The sequence below is a fragment of the Stenotrophomonas sp. B2 genome (genome assembly GCF_014947095.1).
GTDB classification, from domain to species: domain Bacteria; phylum Pseudomonadota; class Gammaproteobacteria; order Xanthomonadales; family Xanthomonadaceae; genus Stenotrophomonas; species Stenotrophomonas maltophilia_P.
Genome location: NZ_JADCQA010000002.1, coordinates 35,274 through 47,869, shown reverse-complemented (window position 1 = coordinate 47,869; position 12,596 = coordinate 35,274). Strand labels below are relative to the sequence as shown.

Annotated in this window: 11 protein-coding genes; 5 read left to right on the top strand and 6 right to left on the bottom strand. The window is 67.6% G+C overall.

The annotated features are described in order from the left end of the window. The first annotated feature begins 7 nt into the window (after nt 1–7). Complete coding sequence (locus tag IMX13_RS02275) at nt 8–1,123, top strand: glycerophosphodiester phosphodiesterase (RefSeq protein ID WP_193395673.1); 1,116 nt, start codon at nt 8–10, stop codon at nt 1,121–1,123. Between the two features lie 69 nt (nt 1,124–1,192). Here the strand turns inward: IMX13_RS02275 and IMX13_RS02270 are convergent, their stop codons facing one another. Both IMX13_RS02270 and IMX13_RS02265 read right to left on the bottom strand, forming a co-directional pair. Beyond that, a complete protein-coding gene (locus IMX13_RS02270) occupies nt 1,193–1,963 on the bottom strand; it encodes a rhomboid family intramembrane serine protease (protein ID WP_053517228.1) in 771 nt (256 codons plus the stop codon). A gap of 103 nt (nt 1,964–2,066) precedes the next feature. Continuing rightward, nucleotides 2,067–3,029, bottom strand: a complete 963-nt coding sequence (locus IMX13_RS02265; protein ID WP_053517229.1) for a TerC family protein — start codon at nt 3,027–3,029, stop codon at nt 2,067–2,069. Between the two features lie 350 nt (nt 3,030–3,379). Here IMX13_RS02265 and IMX13_RS02260 point away from each other — a divergent pair, with 350 nt between their 5' ends. Both IMX13_RS02260 and IMX13_RS02255 read left to right on the top strand, forming a co-directional pair. After that, the gene (locus IMX13_RS02260; RefSeq protein WP_053517230.1) at nt 3,380–4,549 is read left to right on the top strand and encodes a class I SAM-dependent rRNA methyltransferase; all 1,170 of its coding nucleotides are present in this window, start codon (nt 3,380–3,382) and stop codon (nt 4,547–4,549) included. A 128-nt stretch (nt 4,550–4,677) separates the two neighbouring features. After that, nucleotides 4,678–5,919 (top strand): dipeptidase, encoded by a 1,242-nt coding sequence (locus IMX13_RS02255; protein ID WP_193395672.1) that lies wholly within the window; start codon nt 4,678–4,680, stop codon nt 5,917–5,919. 51 nt (nt 5,920–5,970) lie between these two features. On the opposite strand, the gene IMX13_RS02250 is transcribed toward IMX13_RS02255, so the two are convergent. The 3 genes from IMX13_RS02250 to IMX13_RS02240 all read right to left on the bottom strand — a co-directional run bounded on the left by IMX13_RS02250 (nt 5,971) and on the right by IMX13_RS02240 (nt 9,188). Continuing rightward, nucleotides 5,971–7,398: an amino acid permease gene (locus IMX13_RS02250; protein WP_193395671.1), complete on the bottom strand. Its 1,428-nt coding sequence runs from the start codon at nt 7,396–7,398 to the stop codon at nt 5,971–5,973. Nucleotides 7,399–7,571: 173 nt separating this feature from the next. Then, nucleotides 7,572–8,201, bottom strand: coding sequence for a leucine efflux protein LeuE (leuE, locus tag IMX13_RS02245; protein WP_193395670.1), 630 nt, complete (start codon nt 8,199–8,201; stop codon nt 7,572–7,574). Nucleotides 8,202–8,216: 15 nt separating this feature from the next. Further along, nucleotides 8,217–9,188, bottom strand: coding sequence for a LysR family transcriptional regulator (locus IMX13_RS02240; RefSeq protein WP_193395669.1), 972 nt, complete (start codon nt 9,186–9,188; stop codon nt 8,217–8,219). Between the two features lie 91 nt (nt 9,189–9,279). On the opposite strand from IMX13_RS02240, the gene IMX13_RS02235 reads away from it, so the two are divergent. Continuing rightward, nucleotides 9,280–10,287 carry a zinc-binding alcohol dehydrogenase family protein gene (locus tag IMX13_RS02235; RefSeq protein WP_193395668.1) on the top strand — a complete coding sequence of 336 codons (1,008 nt, stop codon included), beginning with the start codon at nt 9,280–9,282 and terminating at the stop codon, nt 10,285–10,287. 72 nt (nt 10,288–10,359) lie between these two features. On the opposite strand, the gene IMX13_RS02230 is transcribed toward IMX13_RS02235, so the two are convergent. Beyond that, on the bottom strand, nt 10,360–10,965 hold the full coding sequence (locus tag IMX13_RS02230) for a glutathione S-transferase N-terminal domain-containing protein (protein WP_193395667.1): 606 nt from the start codon (nt 10,963–10,965) through the stop codon (nt 10,360–10,362). A 50-nt stretch (nt 10,966–11,015) separates the two neighbouring features. Between IMX13_RS02230 and rmuC the strand changes: the two genes are divergently transcribed. Beyond that, a complete protein-coding gene (rmuC, locus tag IMX13_RS02225; protein ID WP_193395666.1) occupies nt 11,016–12,578 on the top strand; it encodes a DNA recombination protein RmuC in 1,563 nt (520 codons plus the stop codon). The last annotated feature ends 18 nt before the right edge of the window (nt 12,579–12,596 follow it).

Here is a 12,596-nt window from a genome sequence, read left to right as displayed (position 1 = left end):
CGTTGCAGTGAAGTCGTGGGGTTGTGCGTTGCTGTTGTCGCTGGCCGTGGCACCATCGGTGGCCATGAGTGCTGAATCCTCTCTCCCGGCTGCGGCCAGGGCGTCGGTCTATGGTCATCGCGGCGCCAGCGCGCTGCTGCCGGAACACACCCTGGCTGCGTATGCACAGGCCATCGCCGACGGAGCCGACTACATCGAACCGGACCTGGTGATGACCAGGGACGGGGTGATGGTGGCCCGCCATGAGAACGAGATCGGGGGCACCACCGATGTCGCCTCGCATCCCGAATTCGCCAGCCGCCGCACCCGCAAGGTCATCGACGGGCAGACGGTGGACGGATGGTTCACCGAAGACTTCACCCTGGCCGAGCTGAAGACGCTGTACGCGCGCGAACGCCTGCCCGACCTGCGCAGCACCGCCTACGACGGCCAGTTCCGCATCGCCAGTCTCGATGAAATCCTCGCCTTCCTGGTCCAGCAGGCCGGCCGCGCCAATCGAGGCATCGGTCTGGTGCCGGAGATCAAGCATCCGACCTACTTCCAGTCCATCGGTCTGCCGATGGAAGACAAACTGTTGGCCGCGCTGCGTGGCAATGCCTACACCAACGTCGGCCCGGTCACCATCCAGTCCTTCGAGACCGCCAACCTGCGTTACCTGCGCAGCAAGATCCCGCAGGACAGCAACATCCGCCTGCTGCAGCTGTTGTGGAAGGGCGATACCCAGCCGGCCGACGTCGCCAAGGCTGGGGGCACGCTGACCTACGCACAGATGATGACTCCTGCGGGCCTGAAGGACATCGCGGCCTATGCCGATGGCATCGGTCCTGAACTGCGCTCGATCATTCCGCTGGACGCCAACGGTGCGCTGGGAACGCCGACCGCGCTGGTGCGCGATGCGCACGCGGCCGGCCTGATGGTGATCCCGTATACCTTCCGCCCGGAGAATCAGTTCCAGCCCAGCAACCTGCGCAGGGGAGCGGACAACGCGCGCAACGCCGAAGGGTCGATCGCCGAGATGCGCGCCTATCTGGCCACCGGCATCGATGCGTTCTTCACCGATGACCCGGCGCTGGGCCGGCAGGCGGTGGATGGCACTGGCGCGGCGAGCAACGCGGCGAACTGACACGTCAACGCCGCCGGGCATGGCCCGGCGCTACCCGGGTGCCGGGCCATGCCCGGGACCCATCCCACCTCAGCCGCGCGGTTCGTCCGGCCGCCGGAACGGGATGACCACGTAATCCTGCCCTTCGCGCGGCTGCCACAGGACCGGCACACGGTGTGGCGACGGCGGCTCCAGTTCATCGTCGGCCAGCGGTTCTGCGTTGTCTTCCTCGTCCTCCCAGCTGTAGCGCGGACGCGGTGGCAGCGGGTCAGCGGTGCGGAACAGCAGCGCTGCGATGATGCCGGCGAAGGCGCCGCCCATGTGCGATTGCCAGGACACGCCGTCGGCATGCGGGAGGATGGTCATCAGCATGCCACCGTAGAACAGCATGCCGATCAGGCCGGTGGCGATGGCGGCGCGGTCGCGGCGCAGCAGGCCGAGGCCGGCGAGCAGGAACATCAGGCCGTGGGTCACGCCACTGGCACCCAGATGGACGCTGCCGGGATTGCCCAGCATCCATGCGCCCACACCCGATCCCAGCCAGAGCAGGGGCAGGGCGCGGACGGTGGCCCTGGGATAGACGCTTCCGGCCAGGGTGCCGAGGATCAGGATCGCGATGCTGTTGGCGGCGATGTGCTCGACCGAGGCATGCAGCAGCGGGCCGCCGAGCAGGCCGAGCAGGCCCTTGGCTTCCAGCGGCGCTACCGCCCAGGGGCGCCAGTCGAACGTGCCCTGCAGGGCGAACACGACCACCAGCACCAGCACGGCGGCCAGGCTGACATTGAACGCCCGCAGGATGCGGAGGCGGTCGTTGCGGGGGGCCGGCACGTCGCCGGCGGGCAGGGGCGCGTTGCTGTTCATACCTCAAGCAATGGCGGTGGCTGGCGCGAAACCAAGGCCACCGCTGCGGGAGAGTGGAAGCGGCCAGCGGGACAATCCCGCTGGCCATGTCTGCCAGCCGCGATCAGGCCTGGCCTTCGCCTTCCTTGGGCGGGTACTTCAGGCTCAGCACGACGGTGGCGGCAATGATCAGCGCGACCACGCCCAGCGAGACCGGGGTCGGGATCTTGAACAGGTCGATGATCATCATCTTGATGCCGATGAAACCCAGCACCAGTGCCAGGCCGTACGGCAGCAGGTGGAAGCGGTCGGCCATGCCGGCCAGCAGGAAGAACATCGCACGCAGGCCCAGTACCGCGAACACGTTGGAGGTCAGCACGATGAACGGATCGGTGGTGATCGCGAAGATCGCCGGGATGCTGTCCACCGCGAAGATCACGTCGGTGACGGCGATCAGGATCAGCACCGCGAACAACGGGGTGAACCAGCGCACGCCGTCGCGCTTCACGCTCAGGGCGTTGCCTGCGTACTCCGGCAGCAGGCGAAGGTGCTTGCGCATCCAGCGCAGGGCCGGGTTGCTCTCCAGGTCCGGCTCCTGTCCGGCGGCAAACCACATCTTCCAGCCGGTGAACAGCAGGAAGGCGCCGAACACGTAGAGCAGCCAATGGAACTGGCTGATCAGCACGCTGCCGGCGAAGATCATGATCGTACGCAGCACGATCGCGCCCAGGATGCCGATGATCAGCACCTTCTGGCGCTGTTCCTCCGGCACCGCGAAGTAGCTCATGATCATCAGGAAGACAAAGATGTTGTCCACCGCCAGCGCCTTCTCGACCAGGTAGCCGGTCAGGAACTCGAGACCGACCTTGTTGGCCACGACCTGGCCGGCCGTCTCATTCAGGTAGTACCAGAGGCCGGCGTTGAACAGCAGGGCCAGCGCGACCCAGCCGATGGACCACCACAGGGCCTCCTTGAAGGTGACCTTGTGCGGGCCACCATGGCGCATCAACACGAGGTCGACCAGCAGGGCGATGACCACCACCGCTGCGAAGCCGCCCCACAACCACATGTTACCGATCGTCTGCATTGGGAATGTCCGTTGGAAAGATGAATGCCAGGCCGGACGGCGAGGATCTGCAACGGAGGATCGGGAGGGGATCCAGGGACAGAGCTTCGCCAGTACGGCGAAGGTCTCGCTCGCAGTTCCAGTCGGCTGGAACTGCCGTTGCACCGGAGCCTGCGGGCTCGAAATGACGGCGACAACGTCTGGGAGCTACTCCCCTTCTGGCGCCGATTCTGCGGTCTGCCGCGTCCGCCGTCAAATGCCCGGGCACCGGGGTCGGATCCCCCAGGGGGCCCCAAGCCCATGTTCCCGCCAGAGAGGGGTCAGAGCCCCTGCGGGGATCTGACTCCCGGCGGCCGGTTTACAATAGGTGGATGAATACCCCCCTTCCCGTTGTCCGCCTCAAGAACGCGTGGCGCTCCAGCCACCCGTGGATCTTCCAGAAACTGGTCGAGAAGCCGACCGTCCGGCCCAAGCCCGGTTCCCTCGTCGACGTGGTCGGGGTGGACGGGGAATTCATCGGGCGCGGGTTCTACAACGGGCACTCGCGCATCGCCGTGCGCATTCTTGAAACCCATCAGGCCGTTGCGGTCGATGCCGGCTGGTTCTCGCGCAAGATCGCCCAGGCGGTGTCGCTGCGCCGTGACGTGTTGAAGCTGGACGCCGTGTCCGACGCCTGGCGCGTGGTGCACAGCGAGGGCGATGGCCTGTCCGGCCTGGTGGTCGATCGCTACGGCGACCTGGTGGTGGTCGAGTTCTTTGCCGCCGGCATGTTCCGCCACCGCGAGTGGATCTACGATGCGCTGCGTGAGCAGTTCCCCGGCTGCCGCTTCCACAGCTTCGCCGACGAACACGTGCAGAAGCAGGAAAGCTTCGATTTCCACGGCAACACCACCACCGAAGCGTCGGTGATCACCGAGTACGGGATCAAGTTCCGCGCCGATCCGGCCGGCGCGCACAAGACCGGCTTCTTCGCCGACCAGCGCGAGAACCGGCAATGGCTGAGCCAGCAGGTGGAAGGCAAGAGCGTGCTCGACCTGTGCTGCAACACCGGCGGCTTCGCGGTCTATGCAGCCGCACGCGGGGCCTCGGACGTGGTCGGCATCGACATCGATGAAGACGTCATCCAGATCGCCAAGGGCAATTCGCGCCTGAACAACGTGCGCCCGAAGTTCATCCAGTCCGACATCTTCCCGTGGCTGCGCGATGCCGCCAACCGCGGTGAGCAGTACGACGTGGTGATCCTGGATCCGGCCAAGATGACCCGCGACCGCGACCAGGTGATCAATGCGCTGAAGAAGTACCTGGACATGAACAAGCTGGCGCTGGGCGTGGTCAAGCCCGGTGGCCTGTTCGCCACCTTCTCCTGCACCGGCCTGGTGGCCGAGGACCAGTTCCTGGACATGCTGCGCCGTGCGGCCTATTTCTCCGGTCGCACCCTGCAGATCCTGAAGGTTGCCGGTGCCGGCGCGGATCATCCGTTCATGGCCCACGTGCAGGAATCGCGTTACCTGAAGGCGGTGTTCTGCCGCGTGGTTGATTGACCGCGTGGCGCTGTAGAGCCGAGCCCACGCTCGGCTGATCTGTCTGGCAGCCGAGCATGCGCTCGGCTCTACAAATTGGCCGGCCGCAGCGCTATGGTCGGGTTCTTCCCATTGCCGGTAGGAACCCCATGCCGTCGTTGCGCCGTCTGTCCGTGCTGCTTGCCCTGGCGCTGAGCGCGCCGCTGACCGCCCATGCCATCGAGTTCAGCGCGCAGGAGCTTGCGCGTGCCAAGACATTGCAGCAGCGCCTGCTGACGCTCGACAGCCACCTGGATACGCCGGCCAACTTTGGCCGCACCGGCTTCGATATCGAACAGCGCCATGATCGCAATGCGCTGTCACAGGTGGACTACCCGCGCATGGTCGAGGGATCACTGGACGGCGGGTTCTGGGCGATCTACACCGACCAGGGCGACCGCAGCGCCGCCGCCCACCTGGCCGAGCGCGATCACGGCCTGCAGCGCCTGCTGGAAATCCGCGAAATGGTGGCGGCCAACGGCGATCGGTTCGCCCTGGCCCTGACCGCTGACGATGCGGCGCGGATCAAGGCCGCCGGCAAACGCGTGGTCTACATCAGCATGGAGAACGCCAGCCCGCTGGTGGCCGACCCCAGCCTGCTTTTGTTCTATCACCGTGCCGGCCTGCGCCTGCTGAGCACGGTGCATTTCGCCAACAACGAGTTCGCTGATTCTGCGACCGATCCGAAGGGACCGGAGTGGAAAGGCCTGAGCCCGGCCGGCAAGGCGCTGGTGCGCGAGGCGGTGAAGCTCGGCATCGTCATCGACCAGTCGCATGCCTCCGATGCCGTGTTCGACGATCTGCTGGCGATGATGCCGGTGCCGTTCGTGCTCTCGCACAGTTCAGCCAAGGCGGTCTACGACCATCCACGCAACCTCGACGACGCGCGGCTGAAGAAGCTGGCCAAGGCTGGTGGTGTGATCCAGGTCAACGCCTATGGCGGCTATCTGATCGACACCGGCAAGACGGCCGAGCGCAAACAGGCCGAAGAAGCACTCAGCCGGCAGCTGGGAGGCTGGGAAGGCATGGGCATCGAGCAGGGCGTGGCCTTGTTGAAGGCCGAACAGGCACTGGACCACGAACACCCCGTCCGGCACGCCAGCCTGGAGGACTTCTTCGCCCACTTCGAGCACATCCTCCAGGTGGTCGGGCCCGAACACGTGGGCATCGGCCTGGACTGGGACGGTGGCGGCGGCCTGAGTGACCTGCCTGATGTCAGCCAGCTGCCGAAGATCACCGCGTGGCTGCTGCGCAAGGGATACACGGAACAGCAGATCGCCGGCATCTGGGGCGGCAATCTGCTGCGGGTGATGCGGCAGGCGCAGGACTACGCCGCCAGGCAGGGCGGGTAACCGCCCCGCCCGGGCCGGATCTGCGCCGGGCCGTGCCCGGCGCGGTCTGGATCAGCGCGCGATCAGCGCATGGCGGCGGCTGTACAGGAAGTACAGCACCAGGCCCGCGACATTCCACAGCAGGAAGTACAGCTGCGTGGTGTGCGGCAGGCTGATGAACAGGTAGATGCAGCCCAGCGCGGCCAGTGGCCCGACGATGAAGGCCAGCGGCGTGCGGAAGGTTCGCTCGCGGTTCGGTTCACGCACGCGCAGCACGACCAGGCAGATGCCTACCGCGGTGAACGCCGCCAGGGTGCCGGCGTTGGCCAATGCCGCGATCTCGTCCAGGCGTGCCACGCCGGCCAGCGCCGACACCACCAGCGCGGTGAACAGCGTGGTGGCCACCGGCGTGCCGGTGCGCGCGCTGACCTTGGACAGGCCACGCGGCAGCAGGCCATCGCGGCTCATGACGAAGAAGATGCGGCTCTGCCCGTACAGGAAGGCCAGCAGCACGGTCGGCAGGGCGATGATCGCGATGACACCGATCACCATCGCCGCGGTGGGGTGGCCGAGCTGGCGCATGATCAGCGCCAGTGGCTCGGCGCTGTGGCCGAACACCGCGTAGCTCATCGCACCCACGGCGGCCAGCGCCACCAGCACGTAGACGATGGTGCAGCCGATCATCGAACCGATGATGCCGATCGACAGGTCGCGGCCCGGGTTCTTGGTCTCCTCGGCAGCGGTGGAGATCGCGTCGAAACCGTAGAAGGCGAAGAAGATGATCGCGGCGGCCGCCATCACGCCTCGCTCGACACCATCCGGACCCAGTGATTTGGCGAAGCCATACGGCATGAACGGCTGCAGGTTGCTGCTGTCGAAGGCCGGCAGTGCCACTGCCACGAAGATGGCCAGCGCGATCAGCTTGAACACCACCAGGATCGCGTTGAGGGTCGCGCTCTCCTTGGTGCCGGCCATCAGCATCAGGGCCACCAGCCAGGTGATGACGATCGCCGGCAGATTGATCATGCCGCCTTCCACGTGCGGACCCGCGGTCAGCGCGGCCGGCAGGGTCACGTCCCAGCCGAACTGGGTGTGGACCCACTCCAGGAAGCCGACGAAGTACCCCGACCAGCCCACGGCCACCGTGCTGACCACCAGCGAGTACTCCAGGATCAGGCTCCAGCCCACCACCCAGGCGAACACCTCGCCCAACGCGCTGTAGCTGTAGGTGTAGGCACTGCCGGCGGCCGGCATCATCGTCGACAGCTCGGCGTAGGACAGGGCCGCGCAGGCGCAGACCGCACCGGCGATGGCGAAGGAGATCAGGACGGCCGGGCCGGCGAGATTGGCACCGACGCCGATCAGCGTGTAGATGCCGGTACCGACGATGGCGCCGATGCCCAGCGCGATCAGGTGCGGCCAGCTGAGTGTCGGGACCAGTCGCCTGCCGGCTTCGTGGACGGTGACGGAATCTAGGGACTTGCGCCGGAGCAGGGACATGCAGGCCTCGGAAGGGGTGACTGATAACGACAAGTCTCCGAGTGTGACCGAACGCAGCGCAGCATTACCACTGACGGGGGTCATGCCTGGCGCAGCGCGCGCATGACCGCGACGACACTGCCGGAATCAGCACAAAGGTTGCGGAACGGGCCCGACACCCGTCGCCGTGCCGGTCAGCCGTTCAGTCCCAGGCGGATGCCGAAGCCGACCAGGAACACTCCGGCCACGCGCCGCAGCGCGTCGCTGACGCGCGGATGCTGGATCAACCGGCGCCGCGCCAGGTTGCCCACCCAGATCAGCAGCGAGCAGTAGGCGATGCTGACCACGAAGATGATCCCCGCCAGCGCGACGAAGGTGGCGATGCCCTGGTGCGCCCTGGGGTCGATGAACAGCGGCAGGAAGGCCATGTAGAACAGGATCGCCTTCGGATTGAGCAGGCTGACCAGGATCGCCTGCTGGAAGTAGCGGCCCGGCTGCATGCGGATCGGGCCGGCATCGCCGCCCTCCTGCCTGGGCGCGCGCAGCAGGCTGATGCCCACCCACACCAGATAGGCCGCGCCCAGGTACTGCACGGCGTGGAAAACCAGCGGGTTGGCCTTCAGCAGGGCCGCCACGCCGGCCAGGGCCAGCCACATCAGGATCTGGTCGCCGACCAGCAGGCCGGCCAGTGCGGTGTAACCACCGCGCACCCCGCCCCGGCCGGTGGCGGTCAACAGGGTGAACGTGCCAGGCCCGGGCAGGGCGAGGAACACCAGCACGGCGACCAGAAACGTCCACAGGTCCTGGATGCCCATCCACGGCATGGCGGTGTTCTCTCGCTACGGGGAGCCGGTATTGTCGGCCAGTGCCGCGCGCTGCGACAGGGGGCCGCCGCCGCCCTCGGGCATGCCCGACAGCAGCGGTTGCAGGCGCTGGCGCAGTTGCGCATGCAGCTGCCGCACCGCGGGCGAGAACTGCTTGCGGTGCGGGCAGACCAGCTGCAGTGGGATGTGGCTGCCCACACCGCCAAGCAGCAGCTGCAGGCGCCCGGCGAGCACGTCCTCGCGCAGGTCCAGCCAGGACTTGTAGGTGATGCCCTCACCGGCCACCGCCCAGCGCCGCACCACATCGGCGTCGTCGCACACCAGCGGGCCCTGTACCGGGATCACCACGCGACGGCCGTCGACCTCGAAGGCCCAGCGGTCGTAGGCGCGACCACCGAGCTGGTAGGCCAGGCAGTCGTGCTCGCGCAGATCCTCCAGCCGCTGCGGCGTGCCGCGCCGCTGCAGGTAGCCGGGCGACGCCGCCAGCACGCGCCGGTTGCCTTCCAGCAGGGGCAGGGCGACATAGCTGGCATCATCGAAGTGCCCGATGCGGATCGCCACATCGACCGGATCGCGGAATACATCGGCCACTTCGTCGGACAGGCGCAGATGCAGCCGCAGGCGCGGATGCATCGCACGGAACCGGGTCAGCCACGGCAGCAGCAGGTTGCGTCCGAAGTCCGACGGGGCAGAGAGCCGCAGCGTGCCATGCAGCTCGGCATCCTCGCCCTGCACCCGGGCCTGGCCTTCGCGCAGGGTCGCCAGCACCTCCTGCGCGTAAGGCAGGTACAGCGCGCCTTCGGCGGTCAGCCGCAGGCTGCGGGTGGTGCGCACGAACAGGCGCAGGTCCAGTTCGCGCTCGAGCCGGGCCACGGCGGCGGCGACCTGTCCGGGCAGCAGGTCGGCCTCGCGCGCGGCCTGCGAGAAGCTGCCCAGCGCGGCGGTACGGACGAACAGCTGCAGGTCGTCGAAGCGGATCATTTTCATCGCAGGAGTGAAAGTCCTGCCCGATTGTGCGCCTTTCCGGCGGACCGTGCGCGGCGCACGCTGTGGCCTCCTTTCCCACTGGACCGCTGCCATGCGCGCCATTGCCTATTCCCATGCCGGCCTGCCGATCGACGATGCACAGGCCCTGATCGATATCGACCTGCCGCTTCCGCAGCCGGGCCCGCGCGACCTCCGGGTGGCGGTGCGCGCGGTGGCGGTGAACCCGGTCGACACCAAGGTCCGCCGCAACATGGCCACCGATGGCCCGCGCGTGCTCGGCTGGGATGCCGTCGGCATCGTCGATGCGGTGGGCAGTGAGGTGACCCTGTTCCAGCCGGGCGATGCGGTCTACTACGCAGGCGTGATCGACCGGTCCGGCAGCAATGCCGAGTACCAGCTGGTGGACGAGCGCAGCGTGGGCCGCAAGCCGGCCAGCCTCGACGATGCGGCCGCCGCAGCCCTGCCGCTGACGGCGATCACGGCCTGGGAGCTGCTGTTTGATCGCCTGCGCATCGCCGAGGGCGCAGGCGAGGGCCAGACCCTGCTGGTGATCGGCGCGGCCGGTGGCGTCGGCTCGATCCTGGTGCAGCTTGCGCGTCGCCTGACCCGCTTGACCGTGATCGGCACCGCCTCGCGCCCGGAGACGCAGGACTGGGTGTACGCGATGGGCGCGCACCATGTGATCGACCACAGCCAGCCACTGGCCGAAGGGCTGGCACGGCTGGGCATCGCGCAGGTGGAGCATGTCGCCAGCCTGACCCACACCGACCAGCATTTCGCGCAGATCGTGGAGGTGCTGGCGCCACAGGGCCAGTTGGGGCTGATCGACGATCCTGGCCAGCTGGATGTGATGACGCTCAAGCGCAAGGCGCTGTCGCTGCATTGGGAATCGATGTTCACCCGCCCGCTGTACCGGACGCCGGACATGCAGCAGCAGCACGTGCTGTTGAACCGCGTCGCGGACCTGGTCGATGCCGGCGTGCTGCAGACCACGCTGGGCGAGCATTTCGGCCGCATTGAAGCGGCGAGCCTGCGCCGCGCGCATGCCGTGCTGGAGAGTCACCGCGCCAAGGGCAAGATCGTTCTCGAGGGCTGGTAGAGGCCTGTCTGCCTCCTGCAGAGCAAAGCATGACCCGGCCCTGCAGGAGGCTTCGCGGTACGTGCCGCTGCCTCAGGGGTCACCGTTGTCGACGTGTTCGGCGAACCCGGGTCGCGGCCGCAGGCGGTCAAACCAGGCGTCAAGGCAGGGCAGCGCGGGCTTGGCGCCGGGGGTGCTGCGCCAGCGCTGGGTGGACAGGCCGACCACGATGTCAGCCAGGGTGAAGTCGTCGCCGGTGACATACGCTCCCGTGCCGGCCAGCTGGGCATCCAGCAGACCCATGAGCTCATTCCAGCGGGCCAGGCCGGTCTCGGCGCGGCCGTCGTCGGGATAGTCAGGATGCTGCCGCACGCGCGCCATGAACACGTGGCGCCAAGCGCTGTTGAGGTCGGTCGCCTGCCAGTCCATCCATTGCTCGACCTTCGCACGCGCCTGCGCATCTGCCGGCAGCAGGTCAGCGCGTCCGGCGCGGGAGGCCAGGTAACGGCAGATGCTGTTCGATTCCCACAGCACGAAGCCGCCGTCGCGCAGCACCGGCACCTGCAGGTTCGGATTCAGCCCGGCCAGCCGCCGTGCCGACGGTGCCGGATCGTGCTCGATGGCCAGCCTGAGCTCGGCGCACAGCCACAGCACTTTGCGTACGTTGATCGATGTGGGCTTTCCGAACAGCGCGAGCATGACCGGGGCGGGACGCAGCAGTTGAGACTGGCCCAGCCTACACTGGTGCCATGCAAACCGAATTCCTGCTCATCGCCGGCCTCCTGTTGGTCGTACTCATCCTGCAGCTGGTCGCCCTGCTGCGCCGCCCACCGCATGATCGGCTGGAGCAGGCCGTACGCGAGGAGGCGCGGACGGGCCGCAGTGAACTGCGCGAACAGTTGGATGGCTTTGCCCGGGCGCTGACCGACCTGTCGACCCGCACCGACCAGCGCCTGGACCTGCTGCGCGAGGCGCTGGGCGAGGATGCACGCAAGGCACGCGCCGAAGCCGCCGACAGCCAGCAGCGCAGCGGTGCCCTGCTGGCGCAGCGGCTGCAGGAACTGCGAGGCCAGCTGGAGAGCTTCGGCCAGCAGCAGGAGGCGCGCATCCATGCCTTCGGCCAGCAGCTGCAGGAACTCACCGGCCGCACCGATGCCCAGCTCGGCGCGCTGCGCCAGACCCTGGTGGACGATGCACGCAAGGGCCGCGAGGAGGGTGCACTGTCCCAGCAGCGCCTGACCGAGAGCCTGGGCCTGCGGCTGCAGGAGCTGACCCAGCGCAATGAACAGCGCATCGCCGAGATGCGCGCCACTCTGGAAGAACAGCTGCGCGCGCTGCAGAACGACAACGCCCAGAAGCTGGAGCAGATGCGCCACACCGTCGATGAGAAGCTGCAGTCGACGCTGGAAACACGACTGGGCCAGTCGTTCACCCTGGTCTCCGAACGCCTGGAACAGGTGCAGCGCGGGCTGGGCGAGATGCAGCAGCTGGCCACCGGCGTCGGCGACCTCAAGCGCGTGCTGACCAACGTCAAGAACCGCGGCAGCTGGGGCGAAGTGCAGCTGGAGAACATTCTCGAGCAGACCCTGACCCAGGAGCAGTACGCGCGGGGCGTCAAGGTCCGTCCAGACAGTGGCGAGATGGTCGACATCGCCGTGCGCCTGCCGGGCCGCAGGAACGACGACACGCCGGTATGGCTGCCGATCGACTCCAAGTTCCCGCGTGAGGACTATGAGCGCCTGCTCGATGCGCAGGAGCAGGGCGATGCCGAGGGCGTGCGCCTGCAGGGCATCCAGCTTGAGCGCGCGGTCCGGGTGCAGGCCAAGTCGATCTGCGAGAAGTACATCGTGCCGCCGCACACCACGGATTTCGCAGTGATGTTCCTGCCTACCGAGGGCCTGTACGCCGAAGTGATCCGGCGTCCGGGCCTGGTCGACGGCCTGCAGCGCGATCACCGCGTGGTCGTGGCCGGGCCGACCACGGTCACCGCTCTGCTCAACAGCCTGCAGATGGGTTTCCGCACGCTGGCCATCGAGCAGCGGTCCAGCGAGGTGTGGAGCCTGCTGGGGGCGGTGAAGAGCGAATTCGGCAAGTTCGCCGGCATCCTCGAGAAGGCCGAGAAGCAGATCAGCACCGTGGGCCGCAGCATCGGCGACGCCAGCCGCAAGACGCGCACCATCGAGCGCAGGCTGCGCGGAGTGGAATCGCTGGCCACCGAGCAGGCGCAATCGCTGCTCGGCGACCTGGGCGAAGGGGATGCGGAAGGCAGCGGTGAGGATGACGGAAGTGAAGGCGGGACCGACGCCCGCTGAGCGACGCAGACACCCTGC

Coding starts and splice junctions, on each gene's coding strand:
- IMX13_RS02270 (WP_053517228.1), bottom strand. CDS start 1,963: ATGAACAGCAACGCGCCCCTGCCCGCCGGCGACGTGCCGGCCCCCCGC.
- IMX13_RS02265 (WP_053517229.1), bottom strand. CDS start 3,029: ATGCAGACGATCGGTAACATGTGGTTGTGGGGCGGCTTCGCAGCGGTG.
- IMX13_RS02260 (WP_053517230.1), top strand. CDS start 3,380: ATGAATACCCCCCTTCCCGTTGTCCGCCTCAAGAACGCGTGGCGCTCC.
- IMX13_RS02255 (WP_193395672.1), top strand. CDS start 4,678: ATGCCGTCGTTGCGCCGTCTGTCCGTGCTGCTTGCCCTGGCGCTGAGC.
- IMX13_RS02250 (WP_193395671.1), bottom strand. CDS start 7,398: ATGTCCCTGCTCCGGCGCAAGTCCCTAGATTCCGTCACCGTCCACGAA.
- leuE (WP_193395670.1), bottom strand. CDS start 8,201: ATGCCGTGGATGGGCATCCAGGACCTGTGGACGTTTCTGGTCGCCGTG.
- IMX13_RS02240 (WP_193395669.1), bottom strand. CDS start 9,188: ATGAAAATGATCCGCTTCGACGACCTGCAGCTGTTCGTCCGTACCGCC.
- IMX13_RS02235 (WP_193395668.1), top strand. CDS start 9,280: ATGCGCGCCATTGCCTATTCCCATGCCGGCCTGCCGATCGACGATGCA.
- IMX13_RS02230 (WP_193395667.1), bottom strand. CDS start 10,965: ATGCTCGCGCTGTTCGGAAAGCCCACATCGATCAACGTACGCAAAGTG.
- rmuC (WP_193395666.1), top strand. CDS start 11,016: ATGCAAACCGAATTCCTGCTCATCGCCGGCCTCCTGTTGGTCGTACTC.